The organism is Sediminibacterium sp., from assembly GCF_051861365.1.
GTDB lineage: Bacteria > Bacteroidota > Bacteroidia > Chitinophagales > Chitinophagaceae > Sediminibacterium.
In genome coordinates this window covers 50,965-74,647 of the sequence record NZ_JBHYCW010000014.1, presented here as the reverse complement: position 1 = coordinate 74,647, position 23,683 = coordinate 50,965, and the positions used below count along the sequence as shown (strand labels likewise).

Sequence of the window (23,683 nt, the reverse complement as noted above, 5' to 3'; positions counted from 1 at the left end):
TACCTGTTTATTACTTTATAATGATAAGGTTGTAATTCAATTATTTAAATATCAAATGCTGTATTGATGATCTCTGCTTGCTCTGCTGCATGCACTTTTGCATAACCTGTAGCTGTTGCAGCACTTGCATTACGGCTGATCACTCCAAAATTGATATTTTTTAAATTCATTTGAAGGAATGATGCTGCTCCCATATTCAATGGCTCTTCCTGAACCCAGAACCAGGTAGCTTTATTGTATTTCTTGTGCAATGCTTCCAATTGCTTTTGTGGCAATGGATATAATTGCTCCAAACGAACGATCGCAATATCTTTTCTGTTTTCTTTTTGCTGTTTATCAGACATCTCAAAGAATAGTTTTCCGGTACACAACAACACTTTTTTCACTTGCGTTGGATTCTCAACGAATACATCGTCAATGACTTCCTTGAAACCGCCTTCCGATAACTCAGTAATGCTGCTATAAGTTGCCGGATTTCTAAGATTAGCTTTCGGTGAAAAATTGATCATCGGCTTACGGAAATTCCAAGCCAGTTGTCTACGGAATGCATGGAATAGGTTCGATGCAGTTGTGATATTGGTAATGACCATATTCAATTCTGCACACATTTGCAGAAAACGTTCCAGTCTTGCACTACTATGTTCAGGGCCCTGTCCTTCATAACCGTGTGGTAATAACATCACCACTCCATTTTGACGCTGCCATTTTTGTTCACCTGCAGCAATAAACTGGTCGATCATGGTTTGTGCACCATTACAGAAATCTCCAAACTGCGCTTCCCAAATGACCAATGCATTGGGGTTCGCCATCGCATAACCATATTCAAAACCTAAAACACCATATTCACTCAACAAAGAATTATAGATACGGAATGACTCTTGGTTTTCGGTAAAGTGATTCAAACGATTGTAACCTTTATTGGTATTCTCATCACGCAGAATCGCATGTCGATGACTGAATGTTCCTCTCTGAACATCTTGTCCGCTCATACGAACGATATTCCCATCCATTAAAATAGAGCCGTATGCCAACAATTCAGCTGTAGCCCAGTCTATTTTGTGTTCTGTCTCCAGCAATTTTGTTTTATCCTGCAATAACTTCTCTACTTTCTTCAGTGGTTTGAATTCAGCAGGCCAGCTCATCAACTTACCAAACATTTGCTGGATCTGTTCTTGGGGAACGGCTGTAACAGGCGACTGATCAAAATCTTCTTCTGTGGCTTTGCGCATACTTTTCCAAACCAATTCAGGGGTTTGGTATTTGTAAGGAAGCGGATTTTGTTTCACTTCATCCAAACGCTCTTGTAAATCGGCCCAGAATTTTTTCTCCATTTCTTTGGCCAATTGCTGTGCGTCCGGTTCTCCGTTCTGTATCAAATATTGCGTATAGATCTCGCGCGGATTCTGGTGTTTATCAATCAGCGCATACAACTGTGGCTGGGTATACTTGGGATCATCTCCTTCATTGTGTCCATGTTTGCGGTAACAAACCATGTCAATGAAAATATCCGAGTTGAACTCCTGACGATAACGTGTTGCGATCTCTGCACATTTTACCACAGATTCTGCATCATCTCCATTTACATGCAATACAGGTGCCTGCACCATCGATGCAATCGATGTACAATAATCAGCACTTCTTGCATCATCAAAGTCTGTCGTAAATCCGATCTGGTTATTGATGACATAGTGAATGGTTCCACCTGTATAATAACCACGCAGATTACTCATTTGCAACACTTCATACACAATACCTTGTCCGGCAACCGATGCATCACCATGAATGAGTATGGGAAGTATTTTATCAAAATCGCTGTTATACAATACATCTGCCTTTGCTCTGGCAAAACCTACTACTACCGGATCTACTGCTTCCAAATGTGAAGGATTAGGCATGAGTTTTAAGTGAATGGTCTTTTGATCAGGTGTCTGAATTTCACTTCCATAACCCATATGGTATTTCACGTCTCCACTGCCCATGGTTTGATCCATTACAGCGGTTCCTTCAAACTCACTGAATATTTGTTCATAGGTTTTACCCATGATATTCGCCAATACGTTCAAACGTCCACGATGCGCCATTCCAATCACTACTTCCTGCACTTCATGATTGGCTGCTACATTGATAATGGCATCCAATGCTGCAATCGTAGTCTCACCACCTTCTAATGAGAAACGTTTTTGTCCGATATACTTTGTGTGCAAGAATTTTTCAAACATTACCCCTTGGTTCAGTTTTTCAAGCACACGCTTTTTCTTATCAAGTGAAAGTGGCTGTACAAACTGCTGCTCCATTTCACGGGTCAGCCAATCAATTTTTTTCTGATCACTGATGTACTTGAATTCAATTCCTACATTCGAAGCATAACAGTTATTGAGGTGCTGTAAAATATTTTTTAATGTAGTAGCTCCCAATCCAATCAGATTACCTGCCTGATAGGTAGTATTCAAATCCGCTTCTGAAAGACCAAAGAATGAAAGATCAAGATTAGCCCCTCTGTCTTTACGCTGACGAATTGGATTGGTTTTAGCAATCAGATGACCTTTGTTACGATATCCGAGGATCAATCGATACACTTTGATCTCCTTCATCCAGTCAATACTCTCCGCCGCTGTGATTTGACCATTGCTACTCACAACAGTGCCGGAAGCATTGGACACAGCAAAATCAAAACCTTCGAAAAACTTTTTTAAGTCCGGATCAACAGACTCAGGATTCTGAACAAATTCCTGATAAAGACTCTCGATGTATGCAGGATGGGAGTTTGTGATATACGAAAAATCCTTCATGTGTAAAGATTGTACAACTGGTTTGATAAACAGGTTGGCAAATATCGGTCATTGAAGGCAGAAAAAATGTCTAAATTTTGACGAAAATCTATTGAGTACTTCGGCACAAGAATCAAGGTACCGGTGGGCAAGTTGCAGGGTGTATGGAGCTCAAAATGAGGCTTCTTGGAGTTTTTTTTATAAAAATTTCCTCTTTTGGTTTCAAGTCCTTACCTTTGCCGTCCTGAAAAAAAAGAACAATGGCAAATCATTCAGCTACTAAGAAAGATGTGAGACAAGCTGCTAAGCGTCGCGATCGTAACCGTTATTATGGTAAAACTACCCGTAACGCCATCCGTGACTTGAAAGCCGGTACTGACGTGAAAGCGTATACCGAAGAGCTGCCTAACGTTATTTCTATGATCGATAAGTTAGCAAAACGTGGTATCATCCACAAAAACAAAGCTGCTAACCTGAAGAGCAAATTAGCAAAGAAAGCAAACGTAACTGCTTAATTATTAAGCTTTTCGTTAGAAAATAGTAAACCAGCCATAGGCTGGTTTTTTTATGGGGTAGCTTTTGGTAGCGTAACAGTAAACCGATTTATCTGATTGGGCATGGGCGTATAGGTCAAACTGCCTTTATGCATATTCAGGATACGATGCACAATGGTTAATCCCAATCCCACACCGGAAGCTTTTTGACGTGCTTGCTGCCCCCTGAAAAAAGGAATCATTATTTTTTCTCGCTCTTCTTCACTGAGATGCTCTCCTCTTGTCTCCACATGCACCAGAATATCGTTTTGAACAAATTCGAGTATGATCTCTACTTTTTTATTCATGGAATAGAGATAGCCATTCCGAATAAGATTACTGAACATTGATTTTAGTAAGGCTTCATTACCTCGAACATTCAGGTCGCTATCTGATGAAGGTGTATTCTTAAAAACCAATGATATACCTATATCGGGGAACATTTTCACGCTGATACTGATCTTATCATATAATATCTCATCTACCCTGCAAACAGGCCATGCTTTATCAAAACTTTGTTGTTCAAATTGAGAGATCAGTAAGAGTGAATTGGTGAGTTCAATCATACGTTCTTGATCCTGTTGCAAGGAAGCCAATACAGTTCTATATTCCTCTTCACTCAATTGATTTTTTAAAGCCGACTCAGTATGAGATAACATGGTTGCCAATGGTGTCCTCAATTCATGTGAAGCGTGATGAACAAAACTTCGTTGAAACTCAAATGTCTTTTCCAGTCTAGCAAGCATCGCATTAAATTTTCCTGCGATCAAATTAACTTCTGCGATTTGAGCATTTTCCGGAATTCTTTTCTTCAAGTCACTACCAGTAATATCACCCATTTGTTTACCCAGTTCAAGCAGTGGTGCGGTGAACGACCTGCTCAACCAATAAGAAAGAATAGCCGTTACCAATAATGCCAGTGTAAACCCTAAAGCCAAAATCCAAATTAATCTAGATAATTGTTGCTGTCCCACCAGATCAATACCTGAAATCAGAACATTCACTTTGTCAGATGGGAAATATACGTTGGCATAAAATCTCTCTCCTATCATCCGTTCAAGTTCCTTATTGGCTTGAAGATCATTGATCATTTTTTGATAGGGGGCTAGCTGTATCGTGGTAGGGTAGGTAAATATGGCTTTTTGTATGGAATCCAATATCACAATTTCTTCTCCTGCAAGAATATTCTTCTGGATCTCATTAAAAAAAACCAACTCTACCGGTGATTTATACTGAATTTGTTTTTGATAAAAACCATAGAACTCCTCTCCTTCATGATGTAATCTCTTAGTAAATTCTTCTTGACGGAAGTTGGCATACAAAAAATAAATAGCGATAAAGCAACTCAGCAAGATGAATGCCACTACGGCTGTAAAACGAAGGGCAAAACGGAGTTTGAAACTCATCCTGGTATTTATTTGATGTAATAACCAAATCCGGGTTTGGTATGGATCAGTTTATGCTCAAAAGGCTTATCAATTTTATTCCGAAGAAAACTGATATACACCTCAATGGTATTGGTACCTGTATCAAATGTGAGGTCCCATACTTTTTCCAGAATTTCTTGTTTGGAAATCACCCTCTCTCGGTTTCGCGCCAACAAAGTAAGTAATGTAAACTCTTTAGCTGTAAGATTAATATTCATACCTGCCCTTACTACCGACTTATTTTTCATATCAATCGTAAGATCATCGACAATGATTTTTTCATCTTCCTGTCCTTTATCTGTTCTTTTGAGCAGGGCTTTAACTCGAACAAATAATTCTTCAAAATGGAAAGGTTTTACGAGATAATCATCCGCTCCCAGATCAAATGCTTCTACTTTGTCCTGTATTTGACCAATGGCAGTCAACATGATAATAGGAATCGTTTTATTAGCCGCCCTGAATTCTTTGCAGAGCTCCAGTCCGCTTTTGTAGGGAAGATTTACATCGAGTAAAACAATTGAATATAATTTGTTTTGAAATGCCTCTTCTGCTTCTTTTCCGTCTATTGCCAGATCTACCAAGTATCCTTGACGCCTGAGTTCATCCCTGATAATTGGACCAAGTTTGGCTTCATCTTCAACCAGTAGAATACTATGCGGGTTTTCCATTACTTTGAATAAATTTTCAAATTGAAAATAATGAAAAAATTACTGCTTCTCCTACAACTATTTATGTTTCAACAATTATTTGCACAGAAATGGCAAACAGTTTTTGAACAATCAGCAGGTAAACAGACCGTTACCTATGAAGAATGTATACGCTACTATACAGCATTGGATGCTGCTTTTCCTACCATCCAGATTAAAGAATTTGGACTTACAGACGCTGGATATCCCTTACATCTGGTGCTGTTCAGCAATGATAAAACCCATGACCCTTCCATCTGGCATAAAAAAAATAAACTGGTGATCATGATCAACAATGGCATTCATCCCGGAGAACCGGATGGTATTGATGCCAGCATGATGTTTTTAAGAGACTTGGCCACGGGTAAAATCAAAGCTCCTGATAATGTAGTATTAGGAATCATTCCTGTTTATAACATTGGCGGAAGTTTAAACAGAAATTCCTTTTCCAGGGTCAATCAAAATGGACCGGAAAGCTATGGCTTTAGAGGCAATGCTCAGAACCTTGATCTGAATCGTGATTTTATTAAAAACGATAGTCGCAATGCCAAAGCGTTTGCAAAGATTTTTCATTACTTGAATCCGGATATATTGGTAGACAACCATGTGAGTGATGGTGCCGACTACCAACACACCATGACATTACTGACATCACAACATAATAAGTTGGGCCCAATTATGGGTGCTTATCTACATGATGTTTTTGAGCCTTCCTTGTACAAAGGAATGGAACAGAAAAACTGGAACCTGATTCCGTATGTAAGTTTTGAAGGAGGAAATCCGGAAAGAAACTGGACTGCTTTTTATGATGCACCTAGGTACAGCAGCGGTTATGCTGCTTTGTTTCAGACAATGGCCTTTATGCCTGAGACACATATGCTGAAACCCTATGACCAGCGCGTGAAAAGTACTTATGATTTGATGCAAACATTTCTCGAAGAAGGATCCAAACAAGTTGTGGCTATTAAAGCAACCAGAAAAAAAGCCATTGAAGCTGTAAAACAGCAACAGGAATTTCCACAAACCTATCGAGTAGATACCACTCGATTCGATCAAATCAAATTCATGGGATATACTTCTGCTCAAAAAATCAGTGAAGTAACCGGAATGAACAGGATGTATTATGACCGATCAAAGCCATATACCAAGGAAATCAGGTACTATAACTATTTCACAGGCGAACAATTGGTGAGTAAACCTAAAGCCTATATCATTCCACAAGGATGGCATGAAGTAATTGACAGATTAGCCATCAACAACGTAGAAATGCAAAGACTGAAGAAAGATACAATAATTGAAGTGGAAGTATCTAGAATCACGGATTACAGAACAGCTACCAGATCATTTGAAAAACATTATCGCCAGTCAGGCATCCGTGTATCACAACAAAAAGAAAATATCCGTTTTCTAAAAGGAGATTACGTTATTAATACCGGACAACCTGCCGACCGATTCCTGATTGAAACCCTGGAAATTGGAACCGATGACAGCTATTTCTCCTGGAATTTTTTTGATGCCATCCTCCAACAAAAAGAAGGCTATAGTAATTACAGATGGGAAGATGTTGCAGCTACGTATTTACAAGCACATCCTGAACTCAGAGCCGAACTCGAAGCCAAAAAGAAAACAGATGAAAAGTTTGCTGCATCCGCCAATGCACAACTAGATTTTGTATATAAGAAATCACCTTACTATGAGCCTGCACATATGAGGTATCCGGTGTTTAGGTTGGAGTAGACCATAGTCGATAGACCATGGTCCATGGACTATCGACTATGGTCTATCGACTACTGCTCGTATCCCTTCAACTTCTTCGCAACAAAAACTGAAAAAAGTACAATCACTATGCTGAGATAACCTACCCAAGAGTAATGAACAATGGTATGATCAGGTTTGCTGATGACGATCATTCCTGCAATGAGTGAGGCAATTCCTGAGAATAATTGTTGAATAGAACCATTAAAGCTCATGAAACTACCTCTTTGCTCTGCCGGTACCACATTACTGATAATAGCTTGTGCAGGAATACCTCTACCTGTGCTTAATACAAACCAGACCCCGGTTACTATCAACACGTAGTAATATTTGATAGCAGGCATATTGGTGATCAGGAATATGGGAATAAGCGATACCAATGCAAAGAACATGAAAGTATTATGCTTTCCATATTTATCGGCCATCTTACCTATGAATGGAGAAGTAATGAAAGTAGCGATACCTCCTACCATATAGATCATATTACGTTGTGTATCTGTAAATCCTACATTGAATTCCATATAGGGATTCAAAAAAGGGATGATCAGAAAATGCCCCAGCATCAATGCAGCAGATAAACCCAATGCCACCAACTGCATTCTACTGGTCATCACATTTTTTAGCATCACGATGGGCTTTACCCTTTGCCCATGAATATGGGAAGACATGGAAGGCAGGTAACGCATCAACAGTACTGTTATAATGATACCCAAACCTCCAATGGATAAGAAGGGTGAATGCCATCCTAACCATCCGGCCAAATACAAAGCAGAAGGAACACCTACAATGGAAGCCAAAGAAAAAGCAGAGAATAATATACCCATGGCTTGTCCCCTTTTCTCGTAAGGGAAACTATCAGCCACGATACTCAATACCTGTGCACCGATCAATCCACCAAACAAACCGGCAGTGATTCTTGCAAGTAACAATAACAGATAAGAAGGAGCGATACCGCAGCAAAGCGTACCAATCGTAAATCCGATATAGCCAAATAGCAATACTTTTTTTCTATCGTAGCCATCTACATAAAAGGCAGCAGCAAAGCCTGATACAGCAGCACTTATGCTATAAGAAGCTACGATCACGCTGAATTGTCCGGGTGTAATATTAAAATAAGGCATCAAAAAATTACCCAATGGCATCATCACCATGAAATCGAGAATATGTGTAAAGTTGACGCTTGCCAGTAAGATCAATAAAATCCTTTCTTTCCAATTCATAATCAGCTTTTAAAAATTCCGGGAATAAGGTTAATAACCTTACATAAAAAAGGTAACCCGATTGAGTTACCTTTTTTAATTTATTACTGCAGCTTTTTCACTTCTCCGCTACCACTTACTTTTTGGGATACTACTGCTTCTCCTTTGTAATAAACTGATCCAATACCACTAATGGAGACATCCAATTTATTATCTGCAAATATTTTGACATCTCCACCGCCTGATATCTTTACAGAAGCATTCTCAGCCTTCAGCTCTTCTGCATTACAATCTCCTATACCACTGATTTGAATTTTCGCATCGCGGGTTTCACCTGAAAGTACAAGAGACCCACTACCGCTGATTTTCGCATCCAGTTCGGGGGTATTGGTTTCTAAACGCAGATCGCCCACCCCGGAAACACTTACTTTCAACCGATCAGATCCGGTAAATTTATTCATGCCAATAATGCTTCCTGAACCTGATAACTTTAACTGCTCGAGTTTAGGAGTGGTGATATATACTTTCAGTTTTTCACTGGTTATAAAGTTGATATTTCCTCTCATCTTTACTACTAGTTCATCTCCCTCCATTTCTGTAATAATATATTCCTGAAGATTTTCGTCAGCTTCTACTTTTACTATTGTTCCCTCTCCTTGGGTAAGTTCAACATCCATAAAACCTTTTAAATGAATTCTCTCTGCGGTAAGTCCCGATCTTTCCTCAACAGTAACATTTCCATTCCCTTTCACTCGTTTTGACCCGATAAATACACAGGAACCGAGCAGGGAAACAATGGCCACTGTGATGAAAAAAATTCTCATGTTGTTGGTTTAAGACTTCGAAATTATCAAAAAGGACCCTGAATCCATCACCATTCCTGTGGATTTTATGACCATTTATACGCTCCCAAGACCACCAAATTTCATTTACCTTCGCGCCATGACAGAAAAAATCCTCATTCTTGACTTCGGTAGTCAGTATACCCAACTGATAGCTAGGGCTGTTCGTGAAGCCAATGTGTATTGTGAGATCATCCCTTTTCATAAGCCCTTTCAATATGAAAAAGGCTTAAAAGGTATCATTCTAAGTGGTTCTCCTTTCAGCGTCAATGAAGAGAATGCTCCCAATGTTGATATCGCCAATATGATCAGCCAATTACCTGTATTGGGAGTTTGTTATGGGGCACAACTGACGGCTAAGAATTTTGGAGGACGTGTAGATAAATCAAATAAAAGAGAATATGGTCGTGCAAAGATGGAAGTGCTAAAAGAAGACCAATTATTGATGGGTGTGGCTAATGGATCACAAGTATGGATGAGTCATAGTGACTCGATTGTTGCGCTACCTGATGGCTTTGAAATCACTGCAGTAACAGAAAGTATTCCTGTGGCTGCATTCAAAAAAAATACTACAGATACCTTTCCCTTATACGGCATACAATTTCACCCGGAAGTATACCACTCAACGGAAGGCAAAAAAATCATCCGCAACTTTTTAGTCAACATCTGTGGTTGCACACAAGACTGGACGCCGGCTTCATTTGTTCATGAAACAGTGGAACAACTGAAAGAACAGATTGGCGACCATCATGTGATCATGGCGCTGAGTGGTGGTGTAGATAGTACGGTGGCTGCTACATTGATCAGCAAAGCCATTGGTAATCGATTGCATGGAATATTTGTAGACAATGGCGTGTTGAGAAAAGATGAATTCCAACAAGTTTTAGATACTTATAAAACGATTGGACTAAATGTTACTGGTATAGATGCCAGTCAGCGCTTCTATGATGAGTTCAAAGACAAAACCGATCCTGAAGCGAAAAGAAAAGTTATTGGTCGATTATTCATTGATGTATTTCAGGAAGAATCAAAAAAAGTAGCCGGTGTAAAGTTTCTCGGACAGGGCACTATTTATCCTGATGTGATTGAAAGTGTGAGTGTACATGGTCCATCTCAAACCATCAAATCGCATCATAATGTAGGAGGCTTACCGGATACCATGCATTTAGATCTGGTGGAACCTTTGCGTTATCTTTTTAAAGATGAAGTGAGAAAAGTAGGATTGGAATTGGGTATCCCTGCGGATATGATCAATCGTCATCCGTTCCCCGGACCGGGTTTAGCCATCAGAATTTTGGGAGAAGTAACAGCTGAAAAAGTAACCCTACTCCAAGCGGCTGATGATATTTATATCAAGGCATTGAAGTCTCATGGTCTTTATTCGCAAGTGTGGCAAGCCGGAGCCATTTTATTACCTGTTAAAAGTGTCGGTGTAATGGGTGATGAACGTACTTATGAATTCACAGTTGCCCTTAGAGCTGTTACTTCTGTTGATGGCATGACAGCCGATTGGGCCCATTTACCTTATGAATTCCTGGCACATGTTTCCAATGAGATCATCAATAACGTTCGAGGTATTAATAGAGTGGTGTATGACATCAGCAGTAAACCTCCTGCAACCATTGAGTGGGAATAGGCATTATTTTTGAATAGTTAAGATCACTTATGCGTATACTTAGAAAGTTCATACTTGTATTCATCATTCTGATCAGTCACTATTCTGCTTCTGCTCAAGAACAACCAAAAGTTTGGAAAGTAGCGGTATTTGCACCTGTATACCTTGACTCGGCTTATACACAGGATGGCGACTATCGTCTTGGTAACCAGATACTTCCTCGCTATATGATGCCGGGTCTCGATTTTTACAATGGTATCATGTTAGCCGTTGATTCCCTCAACGCAGAAAAATTACCGATTGAAGTCGTTTTCTACGATTCAAAAAGTATGAAAGGCAGCACTCAAAACGTGATCCTTGATTCCTCACTTGCAGATGTTTCATTGATCATTGCTTCTTTCAATAATAGAAATGAGATCAAGCCCTTGGCTGATTTTGCCTTGGAACATGAAATACCACTCATCTCAGCTACTTATCCAAATGACGCAGGGATTACTGAAAATCCCTATTTCATTCTGATCAATCCAACACTAAGAACACATCTGGAAGGTATCTATAGTTATTTGCAAAGAGTATACCCTACCAGCACTATGACGATGTTCAGAAGAAAAGGTGTAGTAGAAGATATGATTCAGAACAGTTTTGCAGAGATTGCTAGGAGTTCAACATCAGTTCCCTTAAAAATCAAAACTGTTGAGCTGACAGACAGCTTTACCACAAGCCAGGTTATCAGCTATTTAGATAGTAGTCGTCAAAATATTGTGATCTGTGGTACATTGAATGAAGTTTTCGGAATCAATCTTGTAAAATCATTAAGCGAATCAAAAAAATATAGGAGTATCGCCATTGGAATGCCTACATGGGATGCTTTGAGGGGTATTGATAGAAACGTAGAGATCGTATATACCACACCGTATCATTTCATTAGAACAGATAAGATTGGATTGGATATTACCAATACCTATCGAAACAAATTTTCCGGTAGACCCAGCGATATGGTTTTTAAAGGATTTGAAGCCATGTATCGTTTTACCAAACTACTGATTAAGCATGAGGGTTCTCTGATGAAAAATTTATCTGATAAAAGTTTGAAGCTTTTTAACGAGTTTGATCTACAGCCTGTAAAACCTTACAGCAATAACCCCAACGCTGTAGATTATCTGGAGAACAAAAAATTGTATTTTATCCGAAAAATGGATGGTCAGATTCGTTCAGTCAACTAAATGCCAACAAAATATTGGTCTACTTGTTAAGACTGCATGAAAGATTTCAAAGGCAACAAATCTTCCTTACCCTCAAAGATATGTGTCACCTGCCAACGACCTTTCTCCTGGCGTAAAAAATGGGAAAAGGTATGGGAGGAGGTTAGGTACTGCTCTGATAGATGCAGAAGAAAGCCACAAGCTTCAAGCAACAGGCTACAAGGAAAGAGTTGAAAGCCACAGGCTGCAAGAAGATATTTTTTTGATAATTTTTTTGATAAATATTCAAAGTAAGACTTGTAGCTTGAGGCTTGTGGCTTGAAGCTTACATCTCATCATGGCACTTATAACATTTACAGATCAAGGTCTCTATTGTGAAGCAGGACAATTTTATATTGATCCCTGGCGTCCTGTTGATCATGCTATTATTACCCACGCACATAGTGATCATGCAAGATGGGGATCGGGGCACTATCTCTGCCATCACGATACTTTACCGATTCTTCGTTTGAGATTGGGGAAAATACAAGCGCAATCTGTTGCTTGGGGTGAAGCGGTTTATAAAAACGGAGTGAAAATATCACTACATCCTGCCGGACATATTATTGGTTCTTCGCAAATAAGAATTGAGTACAAGGGAGAAGTGTATGTTGTAAGTGGAGATTATAAAACAGAACCGGATGGCATTAGTGGAAGTTTTGAGCCGATTCGTTGTCATACATTTTTGACAGAATCCACTTTTGCACTTCCGATTTACCAGTGGGAGCCACAGGAAACCATGTTTAACAAGATCGGTAAATGGATAACAAATAACCGGCAAGAAGGAAAAACCAGTGTATTAATTGCTTATAGTTTAGGAAAAGCACAAAGAATACTACAAGCTATTACACCTGTAACACAAAATATATTCGTACACGGTGCTATCTGGAACACGCATAAAACATTGCAGGATTATGGTATTCGTTTACCGAATGTGCAGAAAGTGACACCTGATATTCCTAAGGAAAAATTTCGTTCATCGGTAGTCATTGCCCCACCCGGCGCTATTGAAAGTACCTGGATGAAAAGATTTCAGCCTTATTCTACAGCAGTTTGCAGTGGATGGATGCAGGTTCGTGGCAACTTCAGAAGAAATAATACCGATGCGGGTTTTGCACTTAGTGATCATGCGGATTGGAAAGGATTACTCAGTGCCATTGAAGCAACCGGCGCCACCAAAGTTTTTGTGACCCATGGATTTCAATCTGTATTAAGCAGGTACTTGAATGAAAAAGGTATCGAAGCAGCAGAGGTAAAAACAGCTTATGGTGAAGAAGAAACAATATCGCTCACAGAAAATGCTGATGAGTTATGAAAGCCTTTGCTTCATTGGTTCAGTTATTGGGTAATGCTACCGGTACGCTCGAAAAACTACACGCCTTATCTCATTATTTTTCAACCGCAGATCCAAAAGACAGGGTTTGGGTGATAGCTATTTTTAGTGGCAGAAGACCAAAAAGAACAATTTCCACTTCGCAGTTAAAACAATGGTGTATTGAATCAACAGATTTACAAGAATGGCTTTTCGAAGAATGTTATCATACAGTGGGCGATCTCGCAGAAACAATCGGACTCTTACTTCCACCCACATCATCCACAACAGAAAACTTACCACTACACTATTATATTGAAAGATTAATTCAACTTCAAAATGAAGATGAAGAACAAAAAAAGAAATTCATCACACAAGTATGGCAAGAGTTGGAAAGAGATCAACTTTTTGTATTTAATAAGCTGATCACTGGCGGATTTAGGATTGGGGTTTCGCAAAAAATGATGGTGAATGCTTTAGCAAAAGCTACGAAACAAGATGCTTCTTTGGTAGCACATAAAATCAGCGGTAATTGGGACCCTCAAATAATTTCTTTTGATCAATTATTATTACATGACCATGGTAATAACGATGACTCTAAACCCTATCCTTTCTACTTAGCGCATGCACTTGATGGCGAACTGCATGAGTTAGGCGACCCCTCTGAATGGCAGGCGGAGTGGAAATGGGATGGTATTCGAGGACAAATCATTAAAAGAAATGACACACACTATGTTTGGAGTCGCGGTGAAGAACTCATGACCGATAAATTTCCCGAATACCTCTCTTTTATTGATTCCATACCGGATGGAACAGTCTTAGACGGAGAGATCATGCCGGCCAAAGACGGACAACCACTTCCCTTTAGTGTTTTACAAACCAGAATCGGCAGGAAGACCATTACAAAAAAACAATTAGTAGAAGCTCCCATTGCTTTTTTTGCATACGATCTCTTAGAGTGGGAAGGAAAAGATATCAGACATGTTACTACTGATGAAAGAAGAGCATTGTTAGAAGATCTTATCACTTCGATTCAATATCAACCCAATATATTTTTATCACCGTCAATTCGTTTCAATAACTGGAATGAACTCATTACCGCTCGAGAAAATGCACGGGAGAAACATGCTGAAGGATTGATGCTTAAAAGAAAAAAAGGACCTTATCAAGTAGGAAGAAAAACCGGAGATTGGTGGAAATGGAAAATAGATCCATTAACTATTGATGCGGTGATGATCTATGCACAGAAAGGACATGGTCGCAGAAGCAATCTTTATACCGATTATACTTTTGCGGTAAAAAATGGAGACAAACTAGTGAGTTTTACCAAAGCCTATTCGGGACTTACCGATAAAGAATTTGCACAAGTAGATGCTTTTGTAAAAAACAATTCAATAGAAAAGTTTGGACCTGTAAGAACCGTAAAACCGGAACTGGTTTTTGAAATCGCTTTTGAAGGAATTGCTGCTTCTAGTAGACATAAAAGCGGCGTCGCTTTACGTTTTCCCAGAATTAACAGATGGAGAACAGATAAAAAGCCTGATGAAATCAATACATTAGATGATCTAAAGCAGCTGTTGGCTGTGTATGGGAAATGAATATTACAGAAACGCATGGATATAAAGTGGTAACAAATTGGCTATCCTCGAAAGGATACAGTCCGTTTGCATTCCAGGCTGAAACATGGGAACATATTTTCCAACATCATTCGGGTTTGGTGAATGCACCCACCGGTTGCGGTAAAACTTTTTCTGTATTTCTGGGTGCTGTTATTCAATTCATCAACCAACATCCCGAAACATTCAGATCATCAAAGAAAAATGGACTTCAATTATTATGGGTTACTCCTCTACGTGCGCTCGCCAAAGACATTGGAAGGGCCATGGAAGAAGCGATCCATGAAATAGGTATATCCTGGCAAGTAGGTATTAGAAATGGAGATACTGATACTTCAGAAAGGCAAAAACAAAAAAGAAATATGCCTGAAGTATTGATCATAACTCCGGAAAGTTTACATCTGTTACTTGCACAAAAAGGATATCCTGAAACATTCAAATCGCTTTCACTCATTGCTATAGATGAATGGCATGAATTAATAGGAGGCAAAAGGGGCATATTGGTTGAACTGGCAGTATCACGTTTGGTAGCATTATCAAAACAAAAAGGAACCCATCTTTCCATATGGGGCATTAGTGCCACTATTGGCAATTTAGAACAGGCGATGGAAGTATTATTGTATGCTTCAAAAACGAAGGGGTATATCATTAAAGCCAATATTCATAAACCCATTGAAGTACTTTCAGTGATTCCTGATGAGATTGAAAAATATCCATGGGCAGGGCATCTGGGTATCAAATTAGCGGAGAAGGTAGTTCCCATCATTGAACAAAGCAATACCACACTAATTTTTATCAATACCAGAGGAATGAGTGAAACCTGGTATCAAACCTTGTTAAATGTTGCACCACAATTAGCAGGGGCGATTGCCTTGCATCATGGAAGTATTGAGCAAGAATTAAGACTTTGGGTAGAAGATGCTTTACATACCCAAAAATTAAAAGCAGTTGTTTGTACAGCGAGCTTAGATTTAGGTGTTGATTTTCGTCCCGTTGACACGGTCATCCAAGTGGGATCACCAAAAGGTGTAGCGAGGTTCTTACAAAGAGCCGGAAGAAGTGGACATCGGCCGGGTGAAATCAGTAAAATTTATTTCTTACCTACACATTCACTCGAACTTGTTGAAGCCGCTGCTTTGAAAAAAGCAATCGGTGAAACAGCCATCGAAACAAGAGAACCATTGTTGCTTTGTTTTGATGTATTACTGCAATATCTCTGCACACTAGCTATCAGCGAAGGTTTCAAAGCCATTGAAATGTTTGAGGAAATTAAAACAACACATTGTTTTAGTGACATGAATGAGCAAGAATGGCAAGAAGTGCTTTTACACATCACACAAGGAGGAACTGCTTTACAACAATATGATGAGTATCGAAAAGTAGAGATAGAGAATGGTATGTACAAAATTAAAAGTCGAAGAATTGCGATGCGTCATCGGATGCATATTGGCACCATTGTTAGTGACGCAATGTTAAAAGTAAAACTGATGAATGGAAAATTCATTGGTGTCATTGAAGAATGGTTCATTAGTAGACTAGAGCCCGGCACAGTATTCACACTGGCAGGAAGAAATTTGGAATTGATTGGCATAAAAGAAATGACCGTTACAGTAAAACCTTCCTCCTCAAAAAAGTCAATTGTACCCAGTTGGATGGGTGGAAGAATGCCATTGACTGCAAATCTGGGCTTGATGTTGAGAAAAACATTAGATGTAGCCTTAACCAAAAAAGCCAAAGAGCCGGAATTAAAAGCACTCACACCCTTGTTTGAATTACAAGAAACATTATCCCATATACCCAAAGAAAATGAGTTACTGATAGAGCATATTGAAACAAAAGATGGATTTCACTTATTCGTGTACCCATTTGAAGGACGTTTGGTACATGAGGCTATGGCGGCTTTATTAGCTTGGCGTATCAGCAGAAAAATACCTATCACCTTCTCCTTTGTTATGAATGACTATGGCTTTGAACTTTTAAGCGATCAGCCTATTCCGGTAGATGATAGTAATGTGTATGAACTATTCAGTATTGAAAATTTGATGAATGATATTACACAGAGTGTCAACTCAGTAGAAATGGCAAAAAGAAAATTTAGGGATATTGCTGTTATCGGGGGATTGATCTTTCAAGGATACCCAGGTGAACAAAAAAAAGCAAGACACTTGCAATCTTCTGCATCGCTTTTGTTCAAAGTGTTTTCAGATTACGAGCCTGATAATTTATTGCTTCGTCAGGCTTATCAAGAAGTATTTGATCAACAAATGGAAGAAGTGCGACTTAGAAATGCTTTATCGAGAATATTGAAAAGCAAGATCATCATTCAATTCCCACAACAATTAACGCCATTCTGTTTTCCCATCAAAGTAGACAGTATGCGTGAGAACATGTCGTCCGAACAATTGGAAGACCGTGTTAGAAAAATGCAACAACAATTACAATAGGTTTGTTGCCTTGATCAATATCTTTGCCCGTTATGACAGCTCCCATACTTCATCAACTTTTCAATCAACATTTCTGGTTATCACCGGAAAGGGTTTTGTTTTGGGAGCAAGAAAAAACATTGATCGTTTCAGATCTTCACTTTGGGAAAACGGGACATTTTAGAAAAAGTGGTATTGCTGTTCCTCAATCTGTATATAAAGAAGATCTTCAAAGACTGTTTGCTCAAATCAGTTTTTTCAAAGCCGAACAATTATTGATTGTTGGAGATCTTTTCCATAGTATCGTTAACAGGGAAATGGATTTTTTTTTGAAATGGAGAAAAGATATTTCACAGCTACCGTTTCTATTAATCAAAGGGAATCATGATATTTTACCAAGCAACTGGTATCAAGAAGCTTCGATAGAAGTCAAAAATGAATACCAAATACATCAGTTCAGTTTTATCCATGATCCAAACGAATCTGTGACAACTACAGAAGATAGATCATTTATTTTTTCCGGTCATCTACATCCGGGTATAATTGTAAGAGGCTTGGGCAAACAAAGTCTTCGCTTCCCTTGTTTTTATTTCACAGAAAAACATGCTATCCTACCTGCTTTCAGTCATTTTTCAGGTTTAGCCTCAATTGAACCAAAGAAAAAGGATCAGGTATACGCTATTGTGAACCAGTCTATTTTACAGATACAATGATTCGGATTGCCTTTGACCCTATTTATGCACATCCCCTACCGGAAGGTCATCGCTTTCCGATGTTAAAATATGAATTGATACCCGGACAACTATTACATGAAGGATCTGTTTCAAAAGATCATTTCTTTTCTCCAACTATGTGTGATGAAAACATTGTACTTCTTACACATGAGAAAACATATCTAGATAAACTCCTATTACAAACATTAAGTACATCCGAACAAAGACGTATTGGATTTCCGCAATCACCCGAACTTACCAAACGAGAACTCATCATCACACAAGGAACGATTGACTGTTGTGACTTTGCTTTTGAAAATGGTGTGGCTTTAAATGTAGCCGGCGGCACACATCATGCATTTGCTGATAGAGGTGAAGGATTTTGTTTATTGAATGATATGGCTGTTGCTTCCAATTATTTACTGCATCAAAAAAAAGTCAATAAAATCCTGATCATTGATTTGGATGTACACCAAGGAAATGGCACTGCTAAATTATTTGAAAAGAATCCGTCGGTTTTTACATTTAGCATGCATGGTGCACACAACTATCCATTTCACAAAGAACAATCTGATCTTGATATTCCATTAAAAGATGGCACTAGCGGACAGCAATATTTACAAATATTGCATGATACGCTCCCGGAATTAATCAAGAAAGTAAACCCTGATTTTGCATTTTATTTATCAGGTGTAGATATTCTTGAAACAGATAAATTCGGAAAACTTAAAGTAACACTTGAAGAATGCAAACAAAGAGATGCTTTTGTTTTTAGGACATTACAAAAGAATAATATTCCCGTCGTAGTAGCCATGGGTGGTGGATATTCTCCTGATGTACGTATGATTGTAGAAGCACATTGTAATACATTCAGACTTGCCGCTGACCTATATTAAATATCTTTTCTCTTTTTCTGTAAGGTGAGATAGTCAATAAAGTAAATGAGTCTAAATGTAATCTCATTACCCAATGGCTGCTGAAATACTTGTCGCAGGTTATCTACATAACTCTTGTGTGAAGTTCCTGATATCGGAAAATCTGTACCTAACCAATTCTTCCACCCAATAATAAACCGACTACCATATTTAAAATCCCAGGTATAGAACATATCCATATTGAAAGCATTGAAGTTTTGATCTCTACTCGAAATAAAAGGTCTTGGAGTAAGCCATCCATCGGATGTAACATCAAAAAAGCTGACGTATTGAACCTGACTCCAGTAATGGCGTGTACGTAAAGTGAGATTCATTCTGGGAGTAAAGTTGTAAACACCATTGATGAGCGTAGTAAAGTTGGTAATCTTTCTTCTACCTGCGACGGGTTCTCCATTGGTATCTCTGTAGGCATAACCAAACTGTCCGTTGTCACGATCACGCCTTGTTTCAATATCCAAACTAAAATGTTCATTAAAACGATATCGTTGCCCTATACCGGTCACAATAAAAGGATCATTGGGTATGGGCGATTCTGCAAAGCCGAGATTAAATCTGAAAAAATATTTTTTTCGACTATCGCTGCTTCCACTCACACCGGTATACCAATAAGGTGTTTTACGGATCATTCTTCCCGGGGTACGCAAGTCAAAATAATCGCGTTGCCAGTCGGGTTGCCAATTGAAGTTGATACTCAGGTCCCAGAAATTTTTGAAAAACCAGAAAGCCCTTGTTTGAATGATAAAATTGGAATAGGCATTGGGCTTATACAAATAAGTAGGAATCAGGGTAAGACTATAGTTGTAGCTCAGGAATTTTTTAGTAGGTGTAAATTGATTATAACTCAAACGTGCAGTAGCAGTAATTTCATTGGGTGCTTGCAAAAAGCCGAGATCATTGGGGTCATATCGATCGGATTCAATGACATTCTGAAACAGGTACTGAATTCTACCACTTACTTTTCCATACGATAATACATTCGTGAATCCATTGTAATTTTCCTTACCTGTAATATGACTGAACCTACCACTCCATTTGAAGTTCGTTCGATTATTTTTATCAAATAAGTTCACATCCATGGAACTCACATTCGAATTTCTACTACCTCCACTTCTCCATACATTGGCATTGGTAAACGTTATAGAAGATCGATTCGTCAATGCCTGATCCAGAACAAAAATATTATAGTTAGCCAACGGCTCAGTTTCAATTCTTGTTTGTTTACCGGTGGTCTTATCTTCAATTACAGCATGCATAGGCGCACCTATTGCATTGAATACACCGATACCCAATTTCTTTTTATTTCTTCCGGAAAATTTGGATGCATTGTACAACTGTGTAATCCCTGGATTAGAAATAATATTCAGGTTCGGATTATTGTTCACCATACTCCTGATTGCATTGTATCCCGCGGGAGTATTCCCTACCCTTCTGGAGTAAAATAATCCCGCCTTATTGAATAACTCGATTCCTTCTGTAAAAAAAGGTCTGTTCTCTTGAAACTGAACTTCAAATGCAGAAAGGTTGAGTACCACATTATCAGAGATCACTTGTCCGAAATCAGGGATCAGTGTTGCATCCAAGGTAAAGCTCTCATTGATACCGTATTTGAGATCCATTCCTCCATTTCGTAAAAATTCTGTTTTGGTTTTACCATTGGCATAAGGAACAATCCGCGTACCGGCAGTGACATAAGGAAGAAAAGATAATCGTAAGGGAGGAACAATATTTTTTATATCCTGTAAATTTCCAAATTGATTCACAAACCCGTTTTGATTGGGATCAATTTTATTCCAAAATGAACTCTCATTGTTTCGTCTACTGTATCGTTGAAAATTCACGCCCCAGTCTTGTATCTCTTTTTGTGAAAATCTAAGTGCAGAATAAGGTATTTTCATTTCTACCGTCCAACCATCTTTCTGTATTTGTACTTTACTTTCCCAAACAGCATCCCAACTATAATCTGAGGGAGGACCAAACTGAGAATTCAAATTCGGCAATAAACGACCATCTGATTGTACATTTCGTGATGTAACAAGGAATTGAAATCCGTTCTGATCATCATTGTATGTGTCAAAGAAAACACTGAAATAATCAACATCATTGCGTTGTTCTCCATCACGTGAGGTCAATTGTTTACGAATCAGAGATGGCTCATCATATAAATACGCCCCAACATAAATGGCCTGATCGCTGTACAGTACTTTGACAACTGAACGCTGACTGGCAGGATCACCAAATTTGGGACTATTCAAAATAAAATCTTCTGCTGCCGCTGCTTCTTTCCAGATGGATTCATCCAACTGACCGTCTATTTTAATGGGTACATCAATTTTTAAAGCTTTGAGACCTCGTTCCTGAGCGAACAAAAAACTAGTCAATGAGCAAGCAATAGATAGCAGCAATGTCTTCATGTAAATAAAAAGTGCCGCAAAAATAGCGGAATCAGATTGCGATGACATTAAAATTGTACAGACGGAACAAGAAAAGAGGAAGTCTCAAAAGTAAAAAGAAGGCTTTGAGAATCGCCTAAATGAAAACTTTCTCCATCAGGTACCCGAATAAAAAGAGGCTGTATCGGACTTTTGATACAGCCTCTTGAAAGCTATTTTAATTCAGTTTCTTTTTCAAAGTACTCACTTGTTCCTGTAAGTTATTGACCATACCTGCCAATTGATTAACGTCCCATCGAGGACCGGCATTGGCTTTTTGAAGAATATAGACAGCTTTCCATACTTCCAACACATCTTCTGAATTTACATTGTAGGGCTCATACTGTGGATTATCACTGATTAGCGTAATCTTATTTTTTACCCTATTATTTTTCATGATGCGTTTATATACGACCCCTTCATTTCTGGAAAGTACCACGTAGGTGTTACTGTTTTTCACATCTTCTAGGTCTTCCACTTTTTCTCCAACGATCACACTTCCACTCGGAGTAGGTAGCATACTATCTCCTACTATTTCAAAAGCACGGTATTGTCCAGGAGCGAGCATGGGTAAAGTGAAGGTATTCAACTCATCCACAAATTCAGGATCCGCATAGCCTGCCAAATAGCCTGCTGCCGCTTTAACCGGCACAAAACGAACTTCCGCTACTTCTGCCACCATTTTCATCTGACGTCTCTTCTCGAGATAAGAACCACCTCCCTTGGTAGCAGTAAGATCTTTAAGCAAGAAATCTTCTAGACTCAGCTTAAAAATATGACAGATCTCTTTCACCACTTCCAGCCTAGGCTCAGCACGTTCTTCTTCATACGCACCTACCAGTGATCTTTTGATCTTAAGCTTATTGGCGAATTCCTCCTGCGTCCAGCCACGTAGCTTGCGCAGGTGTCTTAAATTCTTTCCGGCGTTTGACATAGCTAATTGATTTAGTTGCAAAATACTAAATTTTTTAGTTCTGCCAAATTTATTTTATCTGCCTCCCCTTCCCCTCCCTACCAGGGAGGGGTGACGAGCGGTAGCGAAGTCGGGGAGGGTTCGTATCTTGCGTGTATGTCGAAATCAGTTAAAAAAGAAAACAAACCCGTCATTTTAGTGACCAATGATGACGGTATTAACGCACCTGGTATTCGTGCTTTGGTAGATGCAGTAAGAGGTCTGGGTAAAATTATTGTAGTAGCACCCGATAAGCCGCAAAGTGGAATGGGACATGCCATTACGATCGGACAATTGCTCCGTTTACAAAAGTCGAATGTATTTGAAGGTATTGAAGCCTATAGTTGTAGTGGCACACCGGTAGATTGTGTGAAAATAGCTGTAGACAAGGTTTTACACCGTAAACCGGATCTGTGTATCAGTGGCATCAATCATGGTTCCAACCATTCTATCAATGTGATATATTCGGGTACCATGTCTGCTGCACTGGAAGCATCTATTGAAAGTATTCCCAGTATTGGTTTTAGTTTAACAGACCTGAGTATTGATGCAGATTTCACAGCAGCAGGTAGATATGCACGTATTATTGTTGAAAAACTCTTGAGTGGAAAAGCATTGGATAAACATTTATGCCTCAACGTCAATATTCCTGCAGTGAGTGAAAAATTGATCAAGGGTATCAAAATATGCAGACAAGCATATGCCAAGTACCAGGAAGAGTTTGATGAGAGAAAAGATCCACATGGGAAGAAATATTATTGGCTCACCGGAGAGTTTGTAAATTTTGATAAAGGAAAAGATACCGATGTGTGGGCTTTGAAAAATAATTATGTGAGTGTGGTTCCTGTTCAGTTTGATTTGACCAATTATCAACTGAAGCAGCAACTGGAAACCAAATGGAAATTCTGATGCTGAAAAAAGACAATCTCAAACTAGGAATCATATTAGGCTTTCTAGCACCTGTATTGGGCTTCTTTGGTTATTACCTGATTAAATTCAGGCTTTTTAGTTTTCAAGAATTTTTGCATGTACTACGTGTACAGCCCTCATTGCTAACAGCCATTATAAGCTTGGCATTGATCGCCAATGCTGTTGTGTTTACAATTTATGTGAACCAGCAAAAGGATCAAACAGCAAGAGGCATTTTTATCGCTACTTGTATTTATGCATTGATTACTTTAACCATTAAGTGGTTATTATAAATATTAGCCACAGATTCGCAGATTAGTAATCTACG

Annotated in this window: 19 protein-coding genes; 12 read left to right on the top strand and 7 right to left on the bottom strand. The window is 38.9% G+C overall.

Going from position 1 to position 23,683, the window contains the following annotated elements:
• Window positions 1-44 precede the first annotated feature (44 nt).
• On the bottom strand, window positions 45-2,789 hold the full coding sequence (locus ACTIEV_RS08380) for a 2-oxoglutarate dehydrogenase E1 component (RefSeq protein WP_439516344.1): 2,745 nt from the start codon (window positions 2,787-2,789) through the stop codon (window positions 45-47).
• 239 nt (window positions 2,790-3,028) lie between these two features.
• Between ACTIEV_RS08380 and rpsT the strand changes: the two genes are divergently transcribed.
• Window positions 3,029-3,283, top strand: a complete 255-nt coding sequence (gene rpsT / locus ACTIEV_RS08375) for a 30S ribosomal protein S20 (RefSeq protein ID WP_178887223.1) — start codon at window positions 3,029-3,031, stop codon at window positions 3,281-3,283.
• A gap of 50 nt (window positions 3,284-3,333) precedes the next feature.
• Here rpsT and ACTIEV_RS08370 read toward each other — a convergent pair whose 3' ends face one another.
• Together ACTIEV_RS08370 and ACTIEV_RS08365 are read right to left on the bottom strand one after the other, a co-directional pair.
• Complete coding sequence (locus ACTIEV_RS08370) at window positions 3,334-4,707, bottom strand: ATP-binding protein (RefSeq protein WP_439516343.1); 1,374 nt, start codon at window positions 4,705-4,707, stop codon at window positions 3,334-3,336.
• 8 nt (window positions 4,708-4,715) lie between these two features.
• Window positions 4,716-5,396: a response regulator transcription factor gene (locus ACTIEV_RS08365; protein WP_250687632.1), complete on the bottom strand. Its 681-nt coding sequence runs from the start codon at window positions 5,394-5,396 to the stop codon at window positions 4,716-4,718.
• 30 nt (window positions 5,397-5,426) lie between these two features.
• On the opposite strand from ACTIEV_RS08365, the gene ACTIEV_RS08360 reads away from it, so the two are divergent.
• Window positions 5,427-7,151 (top strand): M14 family metallopeptidase, encoded by a 1,725-nt coding sequence (locus tag ACTIEV_RS08360; RefSeq protein ID WP_439516342.1) that lies wholly within the window; start codon window positions 5,427-5,429, stop codon window positions 7,149-7,151.
• Window positions 7,152-7,201: 50 nt separating this feature from the next.
• Here the strand turns inward: ACTIEV_RS08360 and ACTIEV_RS08355 are convergent, their stop codons facing one another.
• A complete protein-coding gene (locus ACTIEV_RS08355) occupies window positions 7,202-8,389 on the bottom strand; it encodes an MFS transporter (RefSeq protein ID WP_439516341.1) in 1,188 nt (395 codons plus the stop codon).
• Window positions 8,390-8,472: 83 nt separating this feature from the next.
• Window positions 8,473-9,192, bottom strand: coding sequence for a head GIN domain-containing protein (locus ACTIEV_RS08350; protein WP_439516340.1), 720 nt, complete (start codon window positions 9,190-9,192; stop codon window positions 8,473-8,475).
• 118 nt (window positions 9,193-9,310) lie between these two features.
• On the opposite strand from ACTIEV_RS08350, the gene guaA reads away from it, so the two are divergent.
• From guaA to ACTIEV_RS08310, 8 genes are all read left to right on the top strand, one after another.
• The gene (guaA, locus tag ACTIEV_RS08345; RefSeq protein ID WP_439516339.1) at window positions 9,311-10,846 is read left to right on the top strand and encodes a glutamine-hydrolyzing GMP synthase; all 1,536 of its coding nucleotides are present in this window, start codon (window positions 9,311-9,313) and stop codon (window positions 10,844-10,846) included.
• Window positions 10,847-10,875: 29 nt separating this feature from the next.
• Window positions 10,876-12,048 carry an ABC transporter substrate-binding protein gene (locus ACTIEV_RS08340; protein ID WP_322197210.1) on the top strand — a complete coding sequence of 391 codons (1,173 nt, stop codon included), beginning with the start codon at window positions 10,876-10,878 and terminating at the stop codon, window positions 12,046-12,048.
• A gap of 36 nt (window positions 12,049-12,084) precedes the next feature.
• Window positions 12,085-12,261, top strand: coding sequence for a DUF2256 domain-containing protein (locus tag ACTIEV_RS08335; protein WP_416194692.1), 177 nt, complete (start codon window positions 12,085-12,087; stop codon window positions 12,259-12,261).
• 103 nt (window positions 12,262-12,364) lie between these two features.
• Window positions 12,365-13,381 carry a ligase-associated DNA damage response exonuclease gene (locus ACTIEV_RS08330; RefSeq protein ID WP_439516338.1) on the top strand — a complete coding sequence of 339 codons (1,017 nt, stop codon included), beginning with the start codon at window positions 12,365-12,367 and terminating at the stop codon, window positions 13,379-13,381.
• The gene (locus ACTIEV_RS08325) at window positions 13,378-14,976 is read left to right on the top strand and encodes an ATP-dependent DNA ligase (RefSeq protein ID WP_439516337.1); all 1,599 of its coding nucleotides are present in this window, start codon (window positions 13,378-13,380) and stop codon (window positions 14,974-14,976) included. The genes ACTIEV_RS08330 and ACTIEV_RS08325 overlap by 4 nt, the downstream gene beginning before the upstream one ends.
• A complete protein-coding gene (locus tag ACTIEV_RS08320) occupies window positions 14,973-17,438 on the top strand; it encodes a ligase-associated DNA damage response DEXH box helicase (RefSeq protein WP_439516336.1) in 2,466 nt (821 codons plus the stop codon). The genes ACTIEV_RS08325 and ACTIEV_RS08320 overlap by 4 nt, the downstream gene beginning before the upstream one ends.
• Before the next feature lie 32 nt (window positions 17,439-17,470).
• Complete coding sequence (gene pdeM / locus ACTIEV_RS08315; RefSeq protein WP_439516335.1) at window positions 17,471-18,130, top strand: ligase-associated DNA damage response endonuclease PdeM; 660 nt, start codon at window positions 17,471-17,473, stop codon at window positions 18,128-18,130.
• Window positions 18,127-19,026 carry a histone deacetylase family protein gene (locus ACTIEV_RS08310; protein ID WP_322196858.1) on the top strand — a complete coding sequence of 300 codons (900 nt, stop codon included), beginning with the start codon at window positions 18,127-18,129 and terminating at the stop codon, window positions 19,024-19,026. The genes pdeM and ACTIEV_RS08310 overlap by 4 nt, the downstream gene beginning before the upstream one ends.
• Here ACTIEV_RS08310 and ACTIEV_RS08305 read toward each other — a convergent pair.
• Together ACTIEV_RS08305 and ACTIEV_RS08300 are read right to left on the bottom strand one after the other, a co-directional pair.
• Window positions 19,023-21,476: a DUF5916 domain-containing protein gene (locus ACTIEV_RS08305; RefSeq protein WP_322196857.1), complete on the bottom strand. Its 2,454-nt coding sequence runs from the start codon at window positions 21,474-21,476 to the stop codon at window positions 19,023-19,025. The two genes, ACTIEV_RS08310 and ACTIEV_RS08305, sit on opposite strands and share 4 nt — an antisense overlap.
• 196 nt (window positions 21,477-21,672) lie before the next feature.
• The gene (locus ACTIEV_RS08300; RefSeq protein ID WP_322196856.1) at window positions 21,673-22,428 is read right to left on the bottom strand and encodes a LexA family transcriptional regulator; all 756 of its coding nucleotides are present in this window, start codon (window positions 22,426-22,428) and stop codon (window positions 21,673-21,675) included.
• Window positions 22,429-22,563: 135 nt separating this feature from the next.
• Between ACTIEV_RS08300 and surE the strand changes: the two genes are divergently transcribed.
• Both surE and ACTIEV_RS08290 read left to right on the top strand, forming a co-directional pair.
• Window positions 22,564-23,355, top strand: a complete 792-nt coding sequence (gene surE / locus ACTIEV_RS08295) for a 5'/3'-nucleotidase SurE (RefSeq protein WP_322196855.1) — start codon at window positions 22,564-22,566, stop codon at window positions 23,353-23,355.
• Window positions 23,355-23,648 (top strand): hypothetical protein, encoded by a 294-nt coding sequence (locus ACTIEV_RS08290; RefSeq protein ID WP_439516334.1) that lies wholly within the window; start codon window positions 23,355-23,357, stop codon window positions 23,646-23,648. The genes surE and ACTIEV_RS08290 overlap by 1 nt, the downstream gene beginning before the upstream one ends.
• Window positions 23,649-23,683: the final 35 nt, after the last annotated feature.

Bases quoted from the DNA above. Each gene is read 5' to 3' on its own strand.
- ACTIEV_RS08305 (WP_322196857.1), bottom strand. From the start codon at position 21,476: ATGAAGACATTGCTGCTATCTATTGCTTGCTCATTGACTAGTTTTTTG.
- ACTIEV_RS08300 (WP_322196856.1), bottom strand. From the start codon at position 22,428: ATGTCAAACGCCGGAAAGAATTTAAGACACCTGCGCAAGCTACGTGGC.
- ACTIEV_RS08320 (WP_439516336.1), top strand. From the start codon at position 14,973: ATGAATATTACAGAAACGCATGGATATAAAGTGGTAACAAATTGGCTA.
- ACTIEV_RS08370 (WP_439516343.1), bottom strand. From the start codon at position 4,707: ATGAGTTTCAAACTCCGTTTTGCCCTTCGTTTTACAGCCGTAGTGGCA.
- ACTIEV_RS08290 (WP_439516334.1), top strand. From the start codon at position 23,355: ATGCTGAAAAAAGACAATCTCAAACTAGGAATCATATTAGGCTTTCTA.
- ACTIEV_RS08350 (WP_439516340.1), bottom strand. From the start codon at position 9,192: ATGAGAATTTTTTTCATCACAGTGGCCATTGTTTCCCTGCTCGGTTCC.
- ACTIEV_RS08310 (WP_322196858.1), top strand. From the start codon at position 18,127: ATGATTCGGATTGCCTTTGACCCTATTTATGCACATCCCCTACCGGAA.
- surE (WP_322196855.1), top strand. From the start codon at position 22,564: ATGTCGAAATCAGTTAAAAAAGAAAACAAACCCGTCATTTTAGTGACC.
- guaA (WP_439516339.1), top strand. From the start codon at position 9,311: ATGACAGAAAAAATCCTCATTCTTGACTTCGGTAGTCAGTATACCCAA.
- ACTIEV_RS08365 (WP_250687632.1), bottom strand. From the start codon at position 5,396: ATGGAAAACCCGCATAGTATTCTACTGGTTGAAGATGAAGCCAAACTT.
- pdeM (WP_439516335.1), top strand. From the start codon at position 17,471: ATGACAGCTCCCATACTTCATCAACTTTTCAATCAACATTTCTGGTTA.
- ACTIEV_RS08340 (WP_322197210.1), top strand. From the start codon at position 10,876: ATGCGTATACTTAGAAAGTTCATACTTGTATTCATCATTCTGATCAGT.
- ACTIEV_RS08330 (WP_439516338.1), top strand. From the start codon at position 12,365: ATGGCACTTATAACATTTACAGATCAAGGTCTCTATTGTGAAGCAGGA.
- ACTIEV_RS08360 (WP_439516342.1), top strand. From the start codon at position 5,427: ATGAAAAAATTACTGCTTCTCCTACAACTATTTATGTTTCAACAATTA.
- ACTIEV_RS08380 (WP_439516344.1), bottom strand. From the start codon at position 2,789: ATGAAGGATTTTTCGTATATCACAAACTCCCATCCTGCATACATCGAG.
- ACTIEV_RS08325 (WP_439516337.1), top strand. From the start codon at position 13,378: ATGAAAGCCTTTGCTTCATTGGTTCAGTTATTGGGTAATGCTACCGGT.
- ACTIEV_RS08335 (WP_416194692.1), top strand. From the start codon at position 12,085: ATGAAAGATTTCAAAGGCAACAAATCTTCCTTACCCTCAAAGATATGT.
- rpsT (WP_178887223.1), top strand. From the start codon at position 3,029: ATGGCAAATCATTCAGCTACTAAGAAAGATGTGAGACAAGCTGCTAAG.
- ACTIEV_RS08355 (WP_439516341.1), bottom strand. From the start codon at position 8,389: ATGAATTGGAAAGAAAGGATTTTATTGATCTTACTGGCAAGCGTCAAC.